The sequence below is a fragment of the Arthrobacter sp. TMN-49 genome (genome assembly GCF_054511095.1).
Genome location: NZ_JBTNDH010000012.1, coordinates 81,795 through 102,877, shown reverse-complemented (window position 1 = coordinate 102,877; position 21,083 = coordinate 81,795). Strand labels below are relative to the sequence as shown.

The 21,083-nt window shown below is 63.8% G+C and carries 18 protein-coding genes and 1 riboswitch; of the genes, 9 read left to right on the top strand and 9 right to left on the bottom strand.

The genetic code is table 11. From position 1 onward, the window contains the following. Positions 1-184: 184 nt before the first annotated feature. A riboswitch (SAM riboswitch) is annotated at positions 185-301 on the top strand. 75 nt (positions 302-376) lie between these two features. Next, a complete protein-coding gene (locus tag ACX80E_RS07605; protein WP_459301310.1) occupies positions 377-1,693 on the top strand; it encodes a bifunctional o-acetylhomoserine/o-acetylserine sulfhydrylase in 1,317 nt (438 codons plus the stop codon). A 68-nt stretch (positions 1,694-1,761) separates the two neighbouring features. Next, entirely contained in the window at positions 1,762-2,895 is a 1,134-nt protein-coding gene (gene metX / locus ACX80E_RS07600) for a homoserine O-acetyltransferase MetX (protein WP_459301319.1), read from the top strand. Between the two features lie 92 nt (positions 2,896-2,987). Here metX and ACX80E_RS07595 read toward each other — a convergent pair whose 3' ends face one another. After that, positions 2,988-3,410, bottom strand: a complete 423-nt coding sequence (locus ACX80E_RS07595) for a hypothetical protein (protein ID WP_459301309.1) — start codon at positions 3,408-3,410, stop codon at positions 2,988-2,990. Between the two features lie 130 nt (positions 3,411-3,540). Next, on the bottom strand, positions 3,541-4,392 hold the full coding sequence (locus ACX80E_RS07590) for an SGNH/GDSL hydrolase family protein (RefSeq protein ID WP_459301308.1): 852 nt from the start codon (positions 4,390-4,392) through the stop codon (positions 3,541-3,543). 77 nt (positions 4,393-4,469) lie between these two features. On the opposite strand from ACX80E_RS07590, the gene ACX80E_RS07585 reads away from it, so the two are divergent. Beyond that, a complete protein-coding gene (locus tag ACX80E_RS07585; protein ID WP_459301307.1) occupies positions 4,470-5,111 on the top strand; it encodes an alpha/beta hydrolase in 642 nt (213 codons plus the stop codon). A gap of 104 nt (positions 5,112-5,215) precedes the next feature. Here the strand turns inward: ACX80E_RS07585 and ACX80E_RS07580 are convergent, their stop codons facing one another. Continuing rightward, positions 5,216-5,446 (bottom strand): RNA-binding S4 domain-containing protein, encoded by a 231-nt coding sequence (locus ACX80E_RS07580; RefSeq protein ID WP_459301306.1) that lies wholly within the window; start codon positions 5,444-5,446, stop codon positions 5,216-5,218. An 85-nt stretch (positions 5,447-5,531) separates the two neighbouring features. Between ACX80E_RS07580 and ACX80E_RS07575 the strand changes: the two genes are divergently transcribed. The 4 genes from ACX80E_RS07575 (at position 5,532) to ACX80E_RS07560 (ending at position 10,653) form a co-directional block, all read left to right on the top strand. Further along, the gene (locus tag ACX80E_RS07575) at positions 5,532-6,614 is read left to right on the top strand and encodes a lactonase family protein (protein WP_459301305.1); all 1,083 of its coding nucleotides are present in this window, start codon (positions 5,532-5,534) and stop codon (positions 6,612-6,614) included. Between the two features lie 190 nt (positions 6,615-6,804). Next, the gene (locus ACX80E_RS07570) at positions 6,805-8,190 is read left to right on the top strand and encodes a glycine--tRNA ligase (RefSeq protein ID WP_459301304.1); all 1,386 of its coding nucleotides are present in this window, start codon (positions 6,805-6,807) and stop codon (positions 8,188-8,190) included. Positions 8,191-8,192: 2 nt separating this feature from the next. Further along, entirely contained in the window at positions 8,193-9,182 is a 990-nt protein-coding gene (locus ACX80E_RS07565; protein WP_459301303.1) for a GNAT family N-acetyltransferase, read from the top strand. A gap of 163 nt (positions 9,183-9,345) precedes the next feature. Further along, complete coding sequence (locus tag ACX80E_RS07560) at positions 9,346-10,653, top strand: YibE/F family protein (RefSeq protein ID WP_459301302.1); 1,308 nt, start codon at positions 9,346-9,348, stop codon at positions 10,651-10,653. Between the two features lie 26 nt (positions 10,654-10,679). On the opposite strand, the gene ACX80E_RS07555 is transcribed toward ACX80E_RS07560, so the two are convergent. From ACX80E_RS07555 to ACX80E_RS07545, 3 genes are read right to left on the bottom strand one after another with little or no spacing between them, the layout of a single operon-like run. Then, positions 10,680-11,870, bottom strand: coding sequence for an FAD-dependent oxidoreductase (locus ACX80E_RS07555; protein WP_459301318.1), 1,191 nt, complete (start codon positions 11,868-11,870; stop codon positions 10,680-10,682). Next, on the bottom strand, positions 11,863-12,603 hold the full coding sequence (locus tag ACX80E_RS07550; protein ID WP_459301301.1) for a class I SAM-dependent methyltransferase: 741 nt from the start codon (positions 12,601-12,603) through the stop codon (positions 11,863-11,865). Before ACX80E_RS07550 ends, ACX80E_RS07555 begins: the two co-directional genes overlap by 8 nt. Further along, positions 12,581-13,768, bottom strand: coding sequence for a type III polyketide synthase (locus ACX80E_RS07545; protein ID WP_459301300.1), 1,188 nt, complete (start codon positions 13,766-13,768; stop codon positions 12,581-12,583). Before ACX80E_RS07545 ends, ACX80E_RS07550 begins: the two co-directional genes overlap by 23 nt. Before the next feature lie 484 nt (positions 13,769-14,252). Between ACX80E_RS07545 and mgtE the strand changes: the two genes are divergently transcribed. Continuing rightward, on the top strand, positions 14,253-15,611 hold the full coding sequence (mgtE, locus tag ACX80E_RS07540; RefSeq protein ID WP_459301299.1) for a magnesium transporter: 1,359 nt from the start codon (positions 14,253-14,255) through the stop codon (positions 15,609-15,611). A 144-nt stretch (positions 15,612-15,755) separates the two neighbouring features. Here the strand turns inward: mgtE and ACX80E_RS07535 are convergent, their stop codons facing one another. Genes ACX80E_RS07535 through ACX80E_RS07525 form a run of 3 tightly spaced genes read right to left on the bottom strand, consistent with a single transcriptional unit; the run spans position 15,756 to position 19,483 of the window. Further along, the gene (locus tag ACX80E_RS07535) at positions 15,756-16,334 is read right to left on the bottom strand and encodes a TetR/AcrR family transcriptional regulator (protein ID WP_459301298.1); all 579 of its coding nucleotides are present in this window, start codon (positions 16,332-16,334) and stop codon (positions 15,756-15,758) included. Between the two features lie 59 nt (positions 16,335-16,393). Continuing rightward, on the bottom strand, positions 16,394-18,742 hold the full coding sequence (locus ACX80E_RS07530; RefSeq protein WP_459301297.1) for a YhgE/Pip family protein: 2,349 nt from the start codon (positions 18,740-18,742) through the stop codon (positions 16,394-16,396). Beyond that, positions 18,743-19,483, bottom strand: a complete 741-nt coding sequence (locus ACX80E_RS07525) for an ATP-binding cassette domain-containing protein (protein ID WP_459301296.1) — start codon at positions 19,481-19,483, stop codon at positions 18,743-18,745. It lies immediately after the preceding gene. A gap of 336 nt (positions 19,484-19,819) precedes the next feature. Between ACX80E_RS07525 and dusB the strand changes: the two genes are divergently transcribed. Next, positions 19,820-21,001 (top strand): tRNA dihydrouridine synthase DusB, encoded by a 1,182-nt coding sequence (gene dusB / locus ACX80E_RS07520; protein ID WP_459301295.1) that lies wholly within the window; start codon positions 19,820-19,822, stop codon positions 20,999-21,001. Positions 21,002-21,083: the final 82 nt, after the last annotated feature.

The window sequence follows — 21,083 nt, the reverse complement described above, 5'->3', positions numbered from 1 at the left end:
AACTGAACAGACACTGCCGCTATAAAACTTCAGGGCGGCATCATCGGTCCCTCCACGGCGTCGGGATTGCCCATAAATTCAGCCAATTCCACGTATGGGCGCATATTTCAAGCACATGTTCGGCAAAGGTCATAAACTCGTCACAATCTTGCGGCGCCTGAACGGATCTTCCACACTGGATGTAGGTCATGAGTGTCAGCGACAAGCCCCGGCTCGCTGACCGGCAACCCTCCTTCCGCGGTGGGGTGCCCCGGGTGAAGACCTGGCACTGAGCCGCCCGGTTCCAGTGCAAGCGCGGGCCATCGAGTCTAAGCCCCTTCACGCACACTGCGTTGGAGGGTTTTGGCGCAGGCCTCTAGTGTGAAGGAATTCAACCATGAGCAACGGATGGTCATTTGAAACCCGTCAGATCCACGTAGGCCAGGAGCCGGACGCCACCACAGGTGCGCGTGCCCTGCCGATCTACCAGACAACATCCTTTGTTTTCCCCTCCGCCGAGAGTGCAGCCGCACGTTTCGCGTTGGCGGAGTTGGAGCCGATTTACACCCGCATCGGCAACCCCACCCAGGACGCCGTCGAACAGCGCATTGCCAGCCTGGAAGGCGGCGTGGCAGCACTGCTGCTCGCCTCCGGCCAAGCTGCCACCACCTTTGCCATCTTGAACCTGGCCGAAGCAGGTGACCACATTGTCTCCAGCCCCAGCATCTACGGCGGCACCTACAACCTGCTGGCCCACAGCCTGAAAAAGCTCGGCATCGAGGTCACCTTCGTCTCGGACCCCGACAACTTGGATGAATGGCGCGCAGCCGTCCGGCCCAACACCAAGGCGTTCTTTGGTGAAGTCGTTTCAAACCCGCGCCAGGACGTGCTGGACCTTGAAAACATCAGCGCCATCGCCCACGAGGCAGGCGTGCCACTGTTGGTGGACAACACCCTGGCCACCCCGTACCTGATCCGCCCGCTGGAATGGGGTGCTGACATTGTCATCCACTCCGCCACCAAGTACTTGGGCGGCCACGGCAGCGCCATCGCCGGTGTGATTGTCGACGGCGGCACGTTCGACTTCGCCGCCAACCCGGAGAAGTTCCCCGGCTTCAATACCCCCGATGAGACGTACAACGGCTTGGTGTATGCCCGTGATTTGGGTGTGGGCAGCGCCCTGGGCGCCAACCTGGCCTACATCCTCAAGGCCAGGGTGCAGTTGTTGCGCGACCTTGGTTCGGCTGTTGCACCGTTCAACGCCTTCCTCATCGCCCAGGGCATCGAGACGTTGAGCCTGCGCGTGGAGCGCCACGTCAGCAACGCAGTTGCCGTGGCGCAATGGCTTGAGACGAATGAGAACGTGGAGGCCGTGGCTTACGCAGGCATCCCCTCCAGCCCCTGGTTTGAGCGCGGGCGCAAGTACGGGCCCAAGGGCATCGGCGCCGTCATCGCCTTCGACATCAAGGGCGGTGCCGAGGCTGGCAAGCGGTTCGTTGACGGCCTGGAACTGCACTCCCATGTGGCCAACATTGGCGACGTGCGCTCCTTGGTCATCCACCCGGCGTCGACCACTCATGCGCAGCTTTCACCGGAGCAGCAAGCGGCGGCCGGCGTGCGCCCCGGGCTGGTTCGTCTCTCGGTGGGGATTGAGAACATTGCAGACATCCTTGCCGACCTGGAAGCCGGATTCCGCGCAGCAAAACAAGCGTGATGGCCGTGGGACGCACGGAAGAAGAAAGCGTTGTTGCCACCGGGTTTGCCCCGGTGACGGCCACACCCGTGGGTGCAGGGTTCTCCGCGGCCGTCGGGCAAGGCGGCGGGGTGCTGCGTTCACTCGATATTGGCGCACTGCCGCTGGAAGCCGGGGGCTCGTTGCCCTCGGTGACCATGGCCTTTGAATGCTGGGGGACGCTGAACGCTGCCGCGGACAACGCCGTACTGATCCTGCACGCGTTGACCGGCAGCACTCATGTGAGCCGCGGCGAATCCGAGGAAGACGGCTGGTGGGAAGGGCTGGTCGGGCCAGGGGAAGTCATCGACACCAACAAGTACTTTGTGGTGTGCGCGAACATGCTCGGCGGCTGCTACGGCACCACCGGCCCCTCCAGCATTGCCGGCGACGGCAAGCCCTACGGCTCCCGTTTCCCCTTCGTCACCATTCGCGACTCGGTGCATGCCGAGGCGCGCCTGGCCGACCTGCTCGGGGTGCGGTTGTGGCATGCTGTGGTGGGCGGCTCCATGGGCGGAGCCCGTGCCTTGGAGTGGGCGGCCAGCTATCCGCAGCGGGTACAACGGTGCGCCGTGGTGGCTGCCTGCGCGGCGAGCACGGCCGAACAGATTGCCTTCGCCCAGGCGCAGACCCTCGCCATCCGGCAGGACCCCAACTTTGCCGGCGGGGACTACTACGACGGCGCAGCACCCACCCAGGGATTGGGGCTGGCCCGGCGGATCGCCCACATCAACTATCGTTCGGAAACGGAGATGGAATCCCGGTTTGGCCGCAACGCTCAAGGCGGTGAGGACCCCATCAGTCATGACCGCTTGAGGGCTCCGGGGGCAGCTGGCAACAGGTACCAGGTGGAGAGCTACCTCGACCATCAGGCGCACAAGTTGGTGGGTCGTTTTGACGCCAACAGCTACATTGCCATCACGGAGGCGTTGATGAGCCACGATGTGGGCCGGGGACGCGGCACCCTGGCGCAGGCGTTGGCGGCAACCGCGGGGGTTGAATTCCTACTGGCAGCTGTCGAGAGCGACCGGCTGTACTTCCCCGCCCAGTCGCAGGCGTTGGCGGCGGCGCTGCCCGGTTCGGTGACTGTGCACCGGATCGACTCGGCCATAGGTCATGACGGCTTCCTCACCGAGGTGGCTGTGGTGGGGGAGCTGTTGTCAGAATCCTTCTTCAGGAACTAGCCGGCACCACCCAGAACTGACCCGCAGAAAACGGCGAAAATATGCGTCTGTGACGCAATTTTCGCCGTTTTCTGCGGGTCAGCTCTGGATGTCTAGAATTTCTTGAAAATCGCTTCACGGTGAACGGCGTACTGCTCAGCTGTGACCTGGCCGTTGCGGCGCGCGGTGTCCAGCGCATCGAGCTGTAGCTTGAGCTCCGCCTCCGCCTTCATGCGTTCATTGGCGAAACTTGTTGTTTGGTGGCCATGGGAGGTGTCGTAGTTGCGCAGCGGGACACCATTGAGCAAGGTTCCAACATAGGGGGCGTTGCTTGGCTGGTGGGCCACGCCGGGCCGGCCTGTGGGGCTGGGCGGATTGTAGATGTTCTCCCGGGCGGCGCGCCGTTTGCGGCTGGCGGATCTGAGGTAGGCACTGAGGAGCACGACGCCCACAATCAGCAAGATAAACACCGGCTGCACGCCGGATGAGCTGCTGGACGAGGCAGCAACTGTACTTGTCGCCAATGGTTCGACCATGATGGGCACAACGCACCTCTTCTACATATGGGCTGCTGAGTCCAGCGCCTCTTCTCATCCTAGTCCGCCTGCCGCCGGGCCAGATGCTTTTGCGGGGTGCACTTGGGGTTGTGACGCGCCCGTTGGCGGTTTACTCCTTGGCTCGGGCTAGGTCAGAGCCTGCGCCCATGCCGGGGCCAAAGACGGGGCCCGGGGTGGGGCGTTTGGCTGAGATGCCGTCGCCGGAGGATTGGTGGCGCAGCCTGCGCAGCACCCAGGGAAACAAGAATTCCCTGGCCCACACCAAGTCCCCGGCCCGCGCCGTCTGCCATCTCTGCGGCGGCAACGGTTTTGGGTGTTGCGGTGCGAGCGCGTGGGGGACATTGAGAGCGTTCAACGCCATGATGGTGACGGTGTGGTGCCCCAGCGGGGCAAAGTGTAGGCGGTCATCGGCCCACATCTGTGAATCCGCCAACTGGCGCAGGGACCACATATCGGCCACCACTGCGTCATGTCGGGCGGCGATGGTGCGCAAGTTCTCGTTGTAAATCGCCACCCGCCCGCGCACCATGCCCAGCACGGGGGTGTCCCGGATGTCGGGACCATTAAAGAGCAGCACGGTGGCGCCGGCGGCGCTCATCTTTCCGACGGCGGCATCCAGTGATTCGGCCAGGGCATCGGGATCAGAGCCCGGCCGGATCAGATCGTTGCCACCGGCTGAGATGCTGATGAGGTCCGGCTTGAGCTCCAGCGCCGGCGCGACTTGCTCACCCAGGATCTGGCCCAGGAGCCGGCCACGAATTGCCAGATTCGCGTAGCGGAAATCTTTATGATCGCGGCTGAGTTCCTCGGCAAGCCTGTCGGCCCAGCCGCGATAGCCGCCGGGGCTGCTCGGCTCGGGATCGCCAATTCCCTCGGTAAAGGAGTCGCCCAGGGCCACATATCGGTTCCACGGGTGGCGCTGCGCGGATGGTTGACTGGGTGCCATAAATTCGTTCACCATCCCATCCTGCCCCTAGGCGTCGGGTTTCGCCACCCCCTCCTTTTTGGGCAAGGGGCACCTCATGGAAGGATGAGGGAATGAGCGAAACTCCCACAATCCTATGGTCACGTCCCGAATCCGAGCGCAGTGGAACACCCCTGCTGGTCATTTTTCACGGCTACGGTTCGGATGAGGCTGACCTTTTTTCGCTGGCTGATCAGCTGCCAGCAGAATTCACTGTGGCGTCAGTGCGCGCCCCCCTGCAAACCGGTCCCGGCTACGCCTGGTTCCCGCTGCGCAACGACCTGAGCTATTCGGTGGTAGCTGTGAAGCAGGCGGCGGCGGTGGTTGAGGAGTGGCTTGAAACTGTCCGCGCCAACCACACTTCGGTGAGCTTGTTGGGCTTCTCCCAGGGCATGTGCCTGGCCACAACACTGTTGCGGCACAAACCGGCCGACTATGCGGCGGTCGTGGGGTTGTCAGGTTTTGTGGTTGATGACCAGGGCGATGCGTTCTTTGACGACGCGGCTGTGGCTGCCATCAAGCCTGAAGTTTTCTGGGGCCGTGACCAGGCCGACCCCGTCATTCCGGAGGCGGCCATTGAGTCCACGAATGTGTGGATGCGAGCCAACGTACAACTGACAAAGGTTCTCTACACCGGGATCTTCCACGGCATCAATGCCCAGGAGATCTCCCATGTGGGCGAATTCTTGCGGTACAAGGTCTTGGCGCTGAAGTAAAACCCCAGCCGCCGAGGTAGCCGGTGAGCGTCGAGACCCGCCCCCTTAAGGAGTCGTTCTCGACGCTCACCGGCTACCTCGCTGAACTGTGGGGCTAGCTGAGGTTACTGCCCTGCCGTGATGCGGACGGTTTCGCCGTTGACAGTGACAGTGTCCCCGTTGCGCAATTGGCGGCCCCGGCGTTCGTCGATCTCGCCATTGACCTTCACCAGTCCGGCTTTGATGAGATCGGCAGCTTCCACACCGTCCTCCACCAAGCTGGCAAGTTTTAGCAGCTGTCCCAGTCGGATCATGTCGTCGCGGATGGGGATGTCAATGATCTCGTGTGAACTCATGACTTAATTGTGCCGCATGATGGCGATGCCGCCGTGCAGGCGGGTAGCTTGGAGCCAAGGCCATATTTCATAGGGAGAATCAGTCATGCCATCCACACCTGCCATTTTTGTTAGCGGCTACACCGAAGAGGGCTACGGTGCCGGCCCGGGATTGTCCCGGTTTGAGATGTTCGCCGATGGCACTGTGGGGCCACAGCTAGGAAAAAGCGCGGCTGTACTAAATCCTTCCTTTCTCAGCGCAGGTGGCGGGCTGCTGCTGGCCGTCGAGGAACGGACGCAGGGACACGTGGTTGCCGTTGATCCGCTCACGCTGGAATTGCTCGGCCGGGCCCCAACCCTGGGCGCCGATCCCTGCCACGTCGCCCTGGCCGAAGGCAATGTGTGGGTGGCCAACTACTCCTCGGGCACGGCGTCCGTGCTGTCGCGCGATGGCTTGCTCGGCGGCGCCACAACAGCGCCCCACGTTTTGGCGCACCCCGGCAGCGGTCCGGTGGTGGAACGCCAAGGCGAATCACACGCTCATCAAGTGACGCCCACACCCTGGGGGAGCGTGCTGGTGGCGGACCTTGGGGCGGACCGGGTGGATGAGTACGCCGCGGTGGGCGAAGATCACACTCTCCTGCGATCGGCACAACTGCCGCCGGGGACAGGGCCCCGCCATGTGGCCATCAAGGGTGATTTTTTGTTGGTGGCTGGCGAACTTGACGGTTGTGTGCACGTGCTGCAAAGGACTCCGCGCCGCACCAGCAGCGCAACCGCCGAGGCCGACTACTTTTGGCATTGGCTGTTTAAAACCGCGTTGGCGCCGGCAGCTGATGAATCAGAAGCAGCCCCGGAGTTCTACCCGTCGCACATCCAGCTCTCCTCGGACGGGCGCAAATTGTATGCTGCAGTCCGAGGCCCGGACACCCTGGTGACGTTGGATGTGACGGGCCTGGACGTGCAGGCAGGCAGTACGGCGGCACCCGCCGCGCCACGATTCTTGGGCGAGGTCTGGTGTGGGGGCAAATGGCCGCGGCACTTCGCTGTGGGGCATCACAAGATCTACGTGGCCAACCAGCTCTCCAACACTGTGGCAGTCCTTGAACTGGGCGCCGATGGCCTGCCCGGGGCCGACGTCGTCCAATGGTTGGACTATGGCAGCCCCACCTGTGTTCTGCTCGCCTGAGCCGCGCCGAGGTTGCGCCTGAGCCGCGCCGAGGTTGCGCCTGAGCCGCGGAGGCAGGTTGCGCCGCGAGCCGCAGAGAGGTGCACGCCGTGCGCGGCACCCCTCAATTCTCGCCGAACAGCTACCGAACGGTAGGCTTGAGGCCGGGACGGACCGCACCCAGCGGCCTCGTATTTATTAGGAGTAAACAGTGGCGCCTCAGTCCAAGCTTGACCAGGTCATTTCACTCGCGAAACGTCGCGGCTTTGTTTTTCAGGCCGGTGAGATTTACGGCGGTTCACGGTCGGCCTGGGATTACGGCCCCCTCGGTGTTGAGCTGAAGGAAAACATCAAGCGCGAATGGTGGCAGTCCTTTGTGCGCGGACGCGAGGACATGGTGGGCCTTGACTCCTCCATCATCTTGCCCAAAGCAGTCTGGGAAGCCTCAGGCCACGTGGCAACGTTCACCGACCCGCTGGTCGAGTGCACCCAGTGCCACAAGCGCCACCGCCAGGACCACCTCTTGGAAGCCTTTGAGGCCAAGAAGGGCCGCCAGCCGGAAAACGGCATGGATGACATTGTCTGCCCCGATTGTGGCACCAAGGGCCAGTGGACCGAGCCGCAGCTCTTCTCCGGCCTGATGAAGACGTTCCTGGGCCCGGTGGACAGTGAGGCCGGCATGGCCTACATGCGCCCTGAAACCGCGCAGGGCATCTTTGTGAACTTCAACAACGTGCTCACCACCTCCCGCAAGAAGCCCCCGTTCGGCATCGGCCAGATCGGCAAGGCCTTCCGCAACGAGATCACCCCCGGAAACTTCATCTTCCGCACCCGTGAGTTCGAGCAGATGGAAATCGAGTTCTTTGTGCCCGGCGAAGACGCCGAGAAGTGGTTCAAGGAATGGGTCGAGCTGTGCTGGGATTGGTTCATCGATTTGGGCATCAACCCGGAGAACATGCGCCGCTTTGACGTCCCCGAGGACGAGCGCGCCCACTACTCCGCCGGCACCATTGACTTCGAGTACAACTTCGGCTTCCAGGGTTCCAAGTGGGGTGAGCTCATGGGTGTTGCCAACCGCACCGACTACGACCTGGGCTCGCACACCAAGGGCTCCGGCACCGATTTGAGCTACTTCAACCAGGCAACGGGCGAGCGGTTCACCCCCTACGTTATTGAGCCTTCCTTCGGCCTGACCCGTTCAATGATGGCGTTCTTAGTGGACGCATTCGTTGAGGATGAGGCCCCCAACGCCAAGGGTGGCGTGGACAAGCGCACAGTCCTGAAGCTGGATCCGCGCCTGGCCCCCGTCAAGGCCGCCGTGTTGCCGCTGAGCCGCAACGAGGAGCTGTCCCCGAAGGCCAAGGAGCTTGCCAACACCTTGCGCAAGCACTGGAACATCGACTTCGACGACGCCGGCGCCATCGGCCGCCGTTACCGCCGCCAGGATGAGATCGGCACACCGTTCTGCATCACCATTGACTTCGAAACCCTCGAGGACAATGCGGTGACCATCCGTGAGCGCGACACCATGAGCCAGGAGCGCGTGCCCCTGGATGAGGTGCAGGCGTATCTGGCTACCCGCCTCCTGGGTGCCTGAGCATGGCTGAACTGACGTACCGGCCGTGGCAGGACGGCGATGACCTGACGCTTCGGCAGATCTGGGGAGACGCCGACTCCGCCCCGGCCGGGCAGTTCCGTGCCGCGTTGGCGCCGGAACAGGACGCAAATCCGTGGCGGCGCACCATCGTCGCCGAGGACCAGGGCATCCCCGTGGCCGCCGGTGTTGTGTACTCGACGAAACTTCACCCGGCCCGCCTGTGGGCCTATGTTGAGGTTGCCAAGGACCACCGCCGCGCAGGCGTGGGTGCGACCTTGCTGACCATGTTGCGTCGTGAGACCGACGGCGCGCTTGCCGCCGGGTTGGTCGGTACGACGGCGTTGCGTAGCAAGGTGGCCCCGGAAACCTCCGGCGCTGCTTTTGCCCAGGCCATGGGCCTGGGCGTGCTCCAACGCAACAGGGTCATTGAAGTGGGTCCCGGGGCACTGGCGCTGCCCAGCTTTGGTGGCGGCACCGAGGCGGAGGCAACCGCCCGTCTTCAGGACTTGGCCACCGGCTCGGTTGAGCTGAGCGATGTGGTGGGCCGCTACTACGAATCCGTGAACGTGTGGGATCCCACGGGACCGCTCAGCCCCGGCGTCGTGCAGCGCATGTTCCTCGATGACCTCACGGGAGCTCACGGTGCCCTGGTGCTGCGGGCCGACCCGGCCAGTGCCTTCGGGGCTGATGTTGCGCCCAGCAAGAAGGGCAAAATTCAGGCCTTCGCCTTGAGCTATTCCCAGGGCAGCATCGGCACCGAGGAAGCAGCAACGGCCAGCGCCTCCGAGGTTTTCCTCGGTGTCGAGCCCGCACTGGGCCGCGAAGAAGCCGTGCAGGTCGTGTACGAGCTGCTGGCCCTGATCACCCACCAGTACCCGGTGCTGTTGGAGTTGGATGATTCCATGGAAGCCCTTGCGGCGGTGGTCAACCCCATGATTGCCGTGGGTGCTGCCAAGGTGCGTGGCACCGAAACACTGGTGGTCGGCGAGTAATCCCCGCCCCGCCCTCCAGATCTGTGTAGCAGTTGTTGGACCAATTTCATCGAAATTCGGTGTTTGGCGTCCAACAACTGCCACTCAGATCCCGGGGAACGCTCGCTGAGATCCTGGAAAAAGACGTCCAGACGTACACAAGCTAAAGGACTGATGACGGCTCATGGGACATTCTCATTCGCACGCTGAAACTGACGACACTCTCCTGAGCCGGCCGGAGCTGCGCCGCCGAAAGGCCGCGCGCCGCCGGGCCGTGGTCCTGCTGAGCTGGATTCTGGCGCCGCTGGCCGTGCTCACACTCGTGGCCATGGCGATGATGTGGCCCAGCGGTGCCAGTGAGGCACCGGCTGCCGGGAACCCGTACACGGCGGCGCCGGGGGCCAGCATCGATACCGGTGTGGTCGAACGCACCGCCACGGCGGATTGTCCCGGCAGTGTTGCTGGCACCCCGGCGGCCAGCTGTTTCATCGCCTACACGGCCGTGGAGGGTGGTGCCGATGTGCCGGTCGTGGTCAGCCCCGACGTTGTCCAGGCCGGCGGGGTGCACGCCGGTGACAGGATCAGTTTCCTGAACCTGTCCAGGCTCGCAGGTCTCACCGGCACCGAGAACCCGGGGACGGAATACGTCTTCATGGACTTTGTCCGCACCCTGCCGATGGGGCTCCTTGCCGTGCTGTACGTGGTGGTGGTCATTGCCGTGGCCAGATGGCGTGGCCTGCGCGCCATCGTCGGACTTGGCGGGGCGTTTGCCGTGCTTGCCTGGTTTATCCTGCCCGCCCTGGCCGAAGGACAACCTCCCCTGCTGGTGGCGTTGGTGGGTTCCTCGGCCATCATGTTTGGGGTGCTGTACTTTGCCCACGGATTCTCGGCCCGAACATCCACGGCCTTGCTGGGAACCCTGTTTGGGCTCGGGGTCACCGCGGGAATGGCCTATTGGGCTGTGGATGCGGCATCCCTGACTGGCAGCGCCGGGCACAACTCCTATCAGCTGTTGAGCCTGACCCAGGGCATGTCGCTGTCCGGAATGATCCTGTGTGGTCTTGTCATTTCAGGTCTTGGCGTGCTCAACGACGTGACCATCACCCAGTCCTCGGCCGTGTGGGAGCTGTACGAGCTGGCCCCGCACACCAGCACCCGTGAACTGTTCACTTCGGCCATGCGAATTGGGCGCGACCACATCGCCTCCACCGTCTACACCATCGCCTTCGCCTATGCTGGCGGCGCCCTGCCGGTGCTGCTCATGGTCTCCTTGTATGACCAGCCCCTGCTCAACGCCTTGACCAGTGCCGAACTGGCCGAGGAAGTCGTGCAGATCCTTGTCGGCTCGATCGGTCTGGTCTTGGCCATTCCGGTCACCACGGCTATCGCTGTGGCAGTGGTGAAATCGACAGGGCGCAGGGCCGATCTCGGCAAGACCGGGGACACCGCAAAAGTCACGACGGACGCCCCGGAGGCATTGCCCGTGAGCTGACTGCCGAGCCGCTGCGGGCTAACTCGTCATCGACTCGTGCCCGGGCCTGCCCGCCACGGCGTCATGCTGAAACGGCGCGCCACCACATCCCTGGACCACTGGGTGTGCAGTGCTGCCCGGAGCAGTTGGTGCCGTTTTTCAAGGAACGACGCCGGCGCGGGACGTCCCAGCGCCATGTTCAGCCACGCCTGGGCTGAGGCTTGGGCGGCCGCAGCCATGCGTGAGCGTTCAAACGCCTCCAGCCGGAGCCCCGTGCGTTCGCCGCGCAGGGCTGCCACGATGATGGGGGCCAGCGCTGTTGCATCCTGCAAGCCCAGGTTCATGCCTTGGCCCCCGATGGGGCTGATCTCGTGGGCGGCGTCCCCAATCAGTGCTGCCCGGCCCGCCACCATGCGGGTCGCCAGCCGGGACCTGACGGCAAAGGCGCTGAGCATGCTGTTGGCTTCGGCGGGCACCACCACCCCGGTGCGTTCGGCGATGAGCCCGGCCAGCTCCGCGGGGCCGGCACCGCTTTCGAGCGTGTCGGTGTGGACCACCCAGCGCCGCACCCCGCCCGGCAGCGGGAACGACTCGACAATGCCGCCCGGTTCCAAATACAGCACGGCCGTGGAGCCGTCGGAGCCTGTGTCGGGAAAATCGCCCATCAAATACGTGTCGGGGTAGTTGCGCCCCCGCGTGGCGATGCCCAGTTCCCGGCGGAGCGTGGACCGTGCCCCGTCGGCGCCCACCACCAGCCGGGCGGTGAACGACTGGCTCGCGGCGTCGGGTCCGCCCACGCCCGCCACGGCGCTCGGGGAGGCCGTCAGCGTCAGTGCTGCGCCGGCGTCGTGCACGGAGGTGACCGTGAGGCCACGGCGCAGGGCCCCGGCGTCAAGGTCGGCCACCCGTGCCGCCAACAGGGCCTCGGTGCGGGCCTGGGGGAGGGACAGGATGAACGGGTAGTCGTTGCCGAGGAGGTCGAAGCGTAGTTCGCTCACGACCTTCCCCGCCGCGCGGGCCACGCCTCGGGTGATCTGCACGCCCTCCCGGAGCAGGGCGGGGGCTATTCCGGCGTCGGCCAGCGCGGCAATGCCAGGGGGGTGGATGCCGATGGCGCGCGAATGGGCGCTGCGCTCGGTGCGTTGCTCAAGGATGCGCACCCTGAGCCCAGCCTGGAGGAGGAGTACGCCCAGGTGCAAGCCCACCGGCCCGGCCCCCACAATGACCACATCAAGCATGGTGGCCACCGACTGCTGCCGGGGTGTAGCGCAGCACGTTCCGGTAGGGCCGCTCGGCGCCGACAACCCAGCCCGGAGGTGCCAGGGCGCGCAGTTCCCCGGCCGTGTAACTGCGCCTGATGGATGTCAGCCCGTCGCGCCGAATGAAGGACCCCGGGAAGAAGGGCAGCGTCCCGGCACGGAAGAGGGCGTAGGCCACGGGGCTGCGGGCAATGTCGCTGTGGATCACCGCGGCCGTGGCCAAGTGGGCGGAATCGGCCAGCACGTCCTGCAACTGTGCCGGGGTGAGGTGGTGGAGTATGTGGTTTGAAATGACGACGTCGAACACGGCACCTTCGGCGACCAGGGTGGCGCTGAGGGCCTGCCGAAAGTGCAGGCGCGGCGTTGCCGGCTGGGCCCGGGCAAAGGAAAGAGCACGAGCATCCGGGTCAATGGCTGTCACCTCCAGCCACAAGCCGTCCCGAGCCGCCCAGCGGGCCAGGCTGCGGGCCACGTCGCCGCCGCCGCACCCGATGTCCAGCAGGGTTGTTTTGCTCGAGGCGGACAGGAGCGGGCGGATGCGGTGCCGGTAGCTGCTGCGCCAGCCGGACACCACCGCGTTGATGAGGGGAAACTGGGCGTAGGTCCTGTGCAGTGTGGCAAGATCGCAGTCTGCCTTGTCCATTTCCTCCACCGCTGTGAGGTCACGGGTGCGCAGGAAACCGGTGGGCCTAGGCCCTGAGTGCGTCTTCAAACTGGCTCCCTGCGGCGGCTAACGGTTCGCGAGGAGGTTCCGAGACTTTGGTGAACAGCGATGTCTCCACTGTGAGCCCGGGGCCGAAGGCCATGCCACAAATGTTCTCCCGCCGCTGCCGTGCCGGTTGCTCCAGAATGTGTTTAAGCACAAACAACACCGTTGCGCTGCTCATGTTGCCAAAGTTGCGCAGTGTTTCACGGGCCGGGATGAGTTGTTCCTCGGTGAGTTCCAACTTGGCTTGAACCTTGTCCAAGATGCTCCTGCCGCCGGGATGGATGGCCCAGTGCGCAATATCCTCATAGCGGAGTCCTGCCAGGGCGGGGGAGCTGGCCAGCAGCGGCTCCAGGGCGCCCACAATGTGGTCATCAATGATGCGCGGCACATAACTGTCGAGCACCATTTCAAAGCCGTGGTCGCCAATGTTCCAGGCCATGGAGTCCTCACCGACAGGTGTCAGGACGGTTTCAAAATGGTCCAGTTCAATGACCGGGCCGGAGTAGGGCAGCTCCCGGGCGGTGATGATGGCCGCGCCGGCACCGTCGGCGAACAAGGAGGAGCCCATGATGGTGTCGGGGTCGTTGGAGGTGCGCACATGCAGCGAACACAGTTCCACCGACACAACCAGCACCACGGCGTCAGGATCTGCTTCACAAAACGCCTTGGCCGCCCGCAGGGCCGGGAACGCTGCATAGCACCCCATGAACCCCAAATGGTAGCGCTGCACCGAAGGGCTGAGCCCCAGCGCACGAACAATTTTATAGTCCGGGCCCGGGTTGAAAAACCCTGTACAGGAAACAGTCACCACGTGGGTGATATCGGGGGCGGACAGCTCACGGCAGGCAGCCAGGGCCTTGGCTGCGGCCTCAATGAACAAGGCTGTCGCTTCGGTGGCGAACAAGTCGTTGCGTTCCTTCGTGGAGGGGTTGAGCAACAGTCCGCTGGCGCCGTCGTAAAACATGGGATCAGGCCCGTGGAAGTCAAGACTCATTTCGGCAACCGCCGTGTGCCGGGTGTCAATGGCTGCCGCATCAAAGCAGGTCCGCACCAAGCGTTGGCCCAGGCGGGTCAGCCCCGGCTGGGCGGCAAACACGTCCCTGGCTTGGGGCTGAATCAAAATAGTGGCTGGAACTGCTGTTTCTAGGGCCCGCACCGTGACAGTCATAGTCCATTCTTAGGGCCTGCCGCGAAGAATACAATCCCTTCCCGGCTAGCGTCGGCGGCCGACCACGCGTGATTCGTGTTTGCTACGCGACGTGACCTATAATGACGGGGGTGCCCGGTTTCTCCACGATTCCCAGCAAGGGCAGTCAACTAGCCCGGTTGGGCCCGGTGTAGATGGAGGTGAGCCGCACGCATGGAAGACGGACATAGTCGATCTACCGCACCGCGCGAGCCTCGCCTGCGCCAGAGGGAAACAACCACTTAAGTAGTCCCAAAACCCGCAGTGAGCCACGGATGCATCGTGCCGTTGCGCCGTGGCTGGGACGCCCGAATTTCTGGTTCGGGCATCAGGTGAGTTGTCCTGGCCGGCCTCAATCTCGTGCGGTAGCGGTTTTCAGCGCATGACGCCACACACCCATTTTTTGCACCGAGCCACGGCCCGCGCCGAGGCCTGTTGACGTGCACACACCGGAGGGAACCGGACCATGATCAAATACCCCATCCAGACCTTTGACGACAGCGCCGAGCTTCTGAGCAAGGGCCTGGGCGCGCACAATCCCGCTGCCGTGGCGCAGGCCCTGGCGCCACTGAACATCTCCGAAACGCTGGAGCAGCTGGAACGATTGAGCACCATTGACCGTGCGGTGGCCTACCGCACCCTGCCCAAGGGCCGGGCCCTGGAAGTGTTTGAGCGCCTGGACGCCTCTGTTCAGGCGGATCTGGTCGCCGGGTTGCAGGAAGCCGACGTTGCCGATGTCTTTGAGCAGCTGAGCCCGGATGACCGCGTGGCCCTGATGGATGAGCTGCCGGCATCCGTTGCCAACCGATTGATCTCCGGTCTTGATGAGAAGGAACGGGCACTGACTAACACGGTGCTGGGCTACCCGCAGCGGGCCGTGGGGCGCTACATGAGCCCCGAGTTTGTCACCACACATCCGCACCTTACCGTCGCCGAGACGTTTGCCCGCGTGCGCACGCAACTCGATGAGGCCGAGAGCATCTACACGATTCCCGTCACGGACACCGGCCGCCACCTGGTGGGCGTGATCTCCCTGCGCGACGTCCTGCGCGCCGATGACTCCGCGCTGATCGCCGACGTCATGAAGAAGCCGCTGAGCTTTCGGGCAGCAGACAATGCAGAGGAGGCCGCGCGTTATTGCGCCGATGCCAAGGTGTTGGTGCTGCCGATTGTCGACGCCGAGGAGCGCCTTGTCGGGATCCTGACAGTTGACGATGCCTTGCGGATCCTTGAGGACGCCGAAACCGAGGACGCGGCGCGTTCGGGCGGCACCGAACCGTTGCGCCGGCCGTATCTGGCCACCCCCGTCAACGCCATTGTGCGGGCCAGGGTTGTGTGGCTTTTGGTGCTGGCAGTGGGTGCCACGCTGACGGTGCAGGTCATTGGGGCGTTCGCGGCGACCCTTGAACAGCAAGTGGTGCTCTCCTTGTTCATTCCCCTGCTGATCGGCACGGGCGGGAACACCGGCAACCAGGCGGCCACCACCATCACCCGTGCCCTGGCGTTGGGGGATGTGCGGCCGCAGGATGTCCTGAAGGTCTTTGCCCGCGAGGTGCGCGTGGGCGCCTTCCTGGGGTTGCTGCTGGGAACACTGGGATTCGTCATCGCATCACTGGCCTTCACCGTGCCCATGGGCCTGGTCATCGGCCTGACATTGCTGGGCGTATGCACCATGGCGGCCAGCATTGGCGGGCTCATGCCGCTGCTGGGCAAGGCCGTCAGGGCGGATCCGGCAGTGTTTTCCAACCCGTTCATTTCAACGTTTGTTGATGCTGCCGGGCTGATCATTTACTTTGTGATCGCCACCAGCATCCTGGGGCTGTAACCCAAAAGTACGACGGCGGGAGGTCACCTTGTAGTTGCAAGGTAACCTCCCGCCGTCGTTTTCCCCTTAAATCTGTGTCGCAGTTGTTGGCCGAAAAGGGCTTTCCGCGGGGACGGCGAACTGCGACATAGATTTCTGGTGGGGTCAGGCTCCCGCGGCAAGCTTGCCGGAATAGGTGAAGAGAATGGCGGCGGTAACTTCCTCCACTGCCGTCTCGGGGGTGAACAACAGCCATTCCAATCCGCCCATGAGGGTTGCCCCGAAAATGCCGCCGGCCATCAACAGCCGGGTGGCCTCCGGCGTGCCCGCCGGGACCAGGGGGGTTAGCGCCGTGCCAATCTCCGAGACGCCTTCACGACGCAACGCACTCACCGTGTGCTGCCAGGCCCTGTCGGTGCGGAAAATTTCCGCAGCCATCAGCTTCGCCAGGGCTCGGTTCTCGGCAATCAATGTCAGCATCTGGGTGACCATGGCCTCGATGGCGCCAAACCCACCCGCTTGTTGGCGGGCCGCGCGCAGCGTTGCCGACAGCGTGCTGACACCGGCCGTCAGCAACTCCTCAAAAAGCTTGTCCTTGGAGGAGAAGTTGTAATAGACGCTGCCCTTGGCCACGCCTGCCCGCTCGGCGACCTCTTCCATGGTGGTCCCGGAAATCCCGTGCAACGCACCCAGTTCCAGTGCGGCAGCCAAGATGGCCTGTTTGGTGGGTGAGATGCGAGACACGGGGGATTCCTTAGGGTGCTAAAAGTGGGCGGTGCATGGGCCAGGGCTGGCGCAGTTGTTTACATCTCTAGTTCAGGATGCAGGCGCTTGATGGAGAAGACTCGTTGGCGGCCCGCGCTGAACGAGCTGACGGCCACCGAGGCCACCGTCAGGACAGCAAGGAATGCCACAGAGATCCACAACCGGGAGTCTATGCCACCCGTCATCAGCTCCCTAAGTCCATCCACCACATATGTCGCGGGCATGAACGGGTGAAGGGCCTGGAAGAAGCCGGGAGTGGTCTCCACCGGGTATGTTCCACCCGAGGAGCTCAGCTGCAGCATCAGGAGCACCAGACTGACCACACGGCCCGTTGCTGTACCAAAAATGATGATGAACATCTGTTGCAGGGCAAGGAACGCCACAGTAGTCAGGTAGATGAAGGCAGCCATGGCGACGGGGTAGACCGGCTTCAGGTCCAAGCCCCACAACAGGACAGCCATCATGATCAGCACCTGTCCCAGCCCAATGGCCAAGGCAGGCAGCAGACCTGTCAGGACGCTGCGCAAGCCGTTCGCGCCGGCGGCCAGGGCCCTGGTGGGCAGGGCGCGCAGCAACAGCCAGGAAATCAAGGCGCCCACGAAGGTGGCCAGGGCAATGAAGAACGGGGCAAAACCCTCACCAAAGCTCTTGGACTCATTGGCCCACTCTGCGTTGACGGCTACGGGGGCTGCCAAAACCTGGGACTTTTGCTCCAGCAACTGCGCGGAATCGTTGGGGATAGCCTTACCGCCGTCATCGAGTTTGTCGGTGAGCTGCTGGCTGCCTGCGGCCAGCTTCTCGGCGCCGGCGGACAGCGAGGTGCCGCCGTCAAGGAGCGTTCCGGTTCCTGTTGCCAGGTCGGCGGTGCCCTTACTCAGTGTGCCGGCACCGCTGGCCAACGCGGCCGCGCCGTCCTTGGCAGTACCGGCGCCAGTGGAAAGTGCTGCGGCACCGCCGGAAACCTTCACAGCACCTGCGGCGACATCGGCGGAACCCGTTGCCGCGCTGTCAACACCCTCGGACAGGGTGACGGCACCGGTATTCAACGTGGCGGCACCCTTGGCAAGTTTGTCGGCACCCGCTGCTGCGTCGCTGACACCTGTGGAGAGTTTTGTGACTCCCTGGGATACCTCGGTGGCACCGGCGGACAGTTTGGCTGCGCCCGCGGCAAGGGGGGTGGTGCCATCGGAGGAGAGTGCATGCGCACCAGCCGCCACCTGGCCTGCACCTGCCGCCACGGGTGTGGCGGCTTCGGCTTGCAACTGCTTCAGGCTGTCCACCAAGGCGCTGGCAGGTGTTCCCGGCGGCATGTTTTCGGCGCTGGTAATCAGTTTGGCCAACTGTGCGGAGGTCTGTGCAGCACCGGCTGCCACCCCATCGGCGCCGGTGGCCAATGTTGTTGCGGATCCGGAAAGCGTGGCTGCGCTCGAGGACAAGGTTTCGGCACCTGCTGACAAGGTGGCCGCGCCCTTGTCCAACTTTTGCGCGTCCGGGATGGACCCGGTCAAGCTGGCGGCCAGCTGCCCGGTGCCGGCCGTCAGGGTGCTGCTGCCGGCAGCCAGCTGTGTGGCGCCGGTGTTCAGCTGCCCCATGCCTGTTGCCAGCGAGTTGGCCCCTGTCGAAAGGGACGACGCTCCCGTGTTCAACGTTGCGGCGCCGCCAGCGAGCGAGCTGACACCGTTGGACAGGGCTGAGGCGCCGTCGGAAAGCTGGACTGCGCCGTCCTTGAGGGTCACCGATCCGGTGGACAGTTCCTTCATGCCAACAACCAACTTGCCGGCACCGTCCTTGGCCGTACCAAGGCCCTTGGTGACGTCGGCGGAACCGTCAGCGGCGGCACGAAGCCCGGCTCCGGCGTCGTGCAATCCCACCAAAAGGGTCGAGGAGGTCTGCTCGCCGAGCTGTTCGGAGACGGCGTCACGGACCTGGGCCATGGCCTGCTTGCCCAGAACGCTGGACAGGAAGTTGTTGGCATCGTTGAATTCCACATCGAGCATGGTTTGCGCGGGCTTGTCGGTGCCCACCGAAACAGCCTTTTCGGAGAAGTCGCGGGGGATAGTCAGGGCAAAGTAGTACTTGCCATCTGCCACGCCCTGCGCAGCGCCGGCTGTGTCAGTTTGCTCCCATGACAGGTCCATGCCGTCGAGCAACTTCGTGGTCAGGTCCTGGCCGGCGGCGACGGACTCGCCGCCATTGGTGGCACCCACATCTTCATTGACAAGGGCCACGGGCAGTTGGTCCATGTGCTTGTCAGGTGCTTGGAAGGCCCACAGGTACAGGGCGCCGTAAATCAGCGGAATGAAGAGCATCACGGCAATGGCAATCTTGGGCATCTTGCCGCGCTTGAACCGGCTCAGTTCAGTGCCGGAGGATAAAAAGGCAAACATTTAGACGCTCTCCTGGATCAGTTCTTGTTGTGCTGTTGGATCTGTGTCGGGCGCTACATCCGCGGCGGGGGCGGTTATGTGGGCACCGAGGTCCACCACGTTCGGTTGAATGTCCAGTTGATCCCACAGCTGGGCGTCCAGGGACGATGCTGACACCACCACGTCCGTCAGCTCCCCGGCAAGGTAGGCCAGCCGGTCCCAAAGGATAGCCCGGGATTCGCTGCTGCGAATCTGCTCCAGATCATCGACGAAGAGGATTTTGGGGCTGCTCATCATGGCCAGGGCAATGCGGAGCAGGAACGCTTGGGTGTCGCTCAAATCCCAGATGACTGTGTTGGCGTGGGGGATCGGCTCGCCACCAAAGCTTGGGGCGCAGATCTCGGCCACGTCCACGTCGTTGAGCTTACGAACCACCGACCACCAGGGGGACAGCCACGCGAGGCGTTCCTTCAGCGCTGCCCCCACTGTGACCGACTCTTCGAGCTCATCAATCCCGGCAAAGCCAACCACCGAGGTGCGCTTTTGGACGGCGCGCAGCTGGCGGGGGAGTTCGTACCCTCCCACCAGGAGACTGCCTTCGTGATGCCTCATGCGTCCGGCCAGGGTGAGCAGCAACGATGTCCGTCCGCTTCCGGCGTCGCCGCGGAGCACGCTGAGGCCGCCGTCGAGTTCAAAGGTGAGTGGGCCGTAAACAGGGCCTCGGCCTGCTGACAGCGCAAGATTGTTGGCATGAATCTGCACAGTGGTTCCTTCTTTGGAGCAGTTTTTGGGTCATCCGCTGGGATCTGGTGAGCACCAGTGGATCTGGATCGGACGGGTCGTTGCTTTCATGGCCGAACCGATCAAGGTCAATTCTTTGTACTGACCAGTCAGTCTAGCAAGATTCTTGGGTTGGTGCGAACCCTCAAGGAGAGCCCTAGCTGGTGAACTTGTTCACACACGAACCGGGCGAGTGCCTGTGGTGGCACCTGGGCGGAACGGGTCCGGGGTGTCCCGTTGGGCCGCCCGCCGGCTGCCGATTGGGCTGCCCTGATTGGGTGGGGCGCTTAATTTGCACGGATTTGAGAGAATTGAACGGTGACTGTTACAGATATCCCCACCAGCGACACCAAACTGGACCTCCCGCCCCTGAAGCTTGGCAACATCACCGTGGACACCCCGGTCGTGCTTGCCCCCATGGCCGGGATCACCAACACCGCCTTCCGCAGGCTCTGCCGCGAGCACGGTGGTGGTGTTTTTGTCTCCGAAATGGTCACCTCACGTGCCTTGGTGGAGCGCACCCCGGAGTCAATGCGCCTGATCAGCCACGACGAGGATGAGAAGATTCGCTCCGTCCAGCTGTACGGCGTCGACCCTGAAACTGTGGGCAAGGCCGTGCGCATGCTGGTCGAAGAAAAGCACGCGGACCACATCGATTTGAACTTTGGCTGCCCCGTGGCCAAGGTGACCCGCCGTGGTGGTGGCGCAGCATTGCCGTGGAAGATCGATCTGTTCACCGCCATTGTGCAGACGGCTGTCCGGGAGGCGGCCAAGGGCGAGATTCCGCTGACCATCAAGATGCGCAAGGGCATCGACGATGACCACCTGACCTATTTGGAAGCCGGGCGGATTGCCCGGGACTCAGGTGTTGCCGCGGTCGCCCTCCACGGCCGCACAGCCAGCCAGTTCTACTCGGGCAAGGCGGACTGGGACGCCATTGCGCGGCTGCGCGAAGCCCTGCCGGACATCCCCGTGCTGGGCAATGGTGATATTTGGAGCGCCGAAGATGCTGTCGCCATGGTCCGCCAGACAGGTGTGGATGGCGTGGTGGTGGGCCGCGGCTGCCAGGGGCGCCCCTGGCTTTTCGGTGATTTGATGGCAGCCTTTGAAGGCAGCGACACCCGGCACAAACCCGGGTTGGCGGAGGTGTCCGCTGCGGTGTACCGCCACGCCGAACTCCTGGTTGACACGTTCGACGACGAGAACAAGGCCCTGCGCGACATCCGCAAGCACATGGCCTGGTACTTCAAGGGCTACGTTGTTGGCGGCGAGCTTCGTGCGCAACTGTCGGCGGTTCCCACCCTTGAGGTGCTGCGCGGCTTGTTGGACCAACTCGACATGGACTCCCCGTACCCGGGTGTTGACGCTGAAGGTCCCCGCGGCCGGGCCGGCACGCCCAAGCGCACAGCCCTGCCGGAGGGCTGGCTCAACGAGCGCACGTTGAGCGGTTCGCAAAAAGTTGAGCTCGTGGGTGCCGAATTGGACGTTTCCGGCGGCTAGCTTCTGGCTGCGTCGAAAAATGCCACCGTTTGACACAAATGCCACAGTTCGAACTATGGCATTTGTGTCAAACGGCGGCATT

Bases quoted from the DNA above. Each gene is read 5' to 3' on its own strand.
- ACX80E_RS07580 (WP_459301306.1), bottom strand. From the start codon at position 5,446: ATGAGTTCACACGAGATCATTGACATCCCCATCCGCGACGACATGATC.
- ACX80E_RS07585 (WP_459301307.1), top strand. From the start codon at position 4,470: ATGAGCGAAACTCCCACAATCCTATGGTCACGTCCCGAATCCGAGCGC.
- ACX80E_RS07565 (WP_459301303.1), top strand. From the start codon at position 8,193: ATGGCTGAACTGACGTACCGGCCGTGGCAGGACGGCGATGACCTGACG.
- ACX80E_RS07555 (WP_459301318.1), bottom strand. From the start codon at position 11,870: ATGCTTGATGTGGTCATTGTGGGGGCCGGGCCGGTGGGCTTGCACCTG.
- ACX80E_RS07560 (WP_459301302.1), top strand. From the start codon at position 9,346: ATGGGACATTCTCATTCGCACGCTGAAACTGACGACACTCTCCTGAGC.
- ACX80E_RS07595 (WP_459301309.1), bottom strand. From the start codon at position 3,410: ATGGTCGAACCATTGGCGACAAGTACAGTTGCTGCCTCGTCCAGCAGC.
- ACX80E_RS07605 (WP_459301310.1), top strand. From the start codon at position 377: ATGAGCAACGGATGGTCATTTGAAACCCGTCAGATCCACGTAGGCCAG.
- ACX80E_RS07590 (WP_459301308.1), bottom strand. From the start codon at position 4,392: ATGGTGAACGAATTTATGGCACCCAGTCAACCATCCGCGCAGCGCCAC.
- ACX80E_RS07575 (WP_459301305.1), top strand. From the start codon at position 5,532: ATGCCATCCACACCTGCCATTTTTGTTAGCGGCTACACCGAAGAGGGC.
- mgtE (WP_459301299.1), top strand. From the start codon at position 14,253: ATGATCAAATACCCCATCCAGACCTTTGACGACAGCGCCGAGCTTCTG.
- ACX80E_RS07530 (WP_459301297.1), bottom strand. From the start codon at position 18,742: ATGTTTGCCTTTTTATCCTCCGGCACTGAACTGAGCCGGTTCAAGCGC.
- ACX80E_RS07545 (WP_459301300.1), bottom strand. From the start codon at position 13,768: ATGACTGTCACGGTGCGGGCCCTAGAAACAGCAGTTCCAGCCACTATT.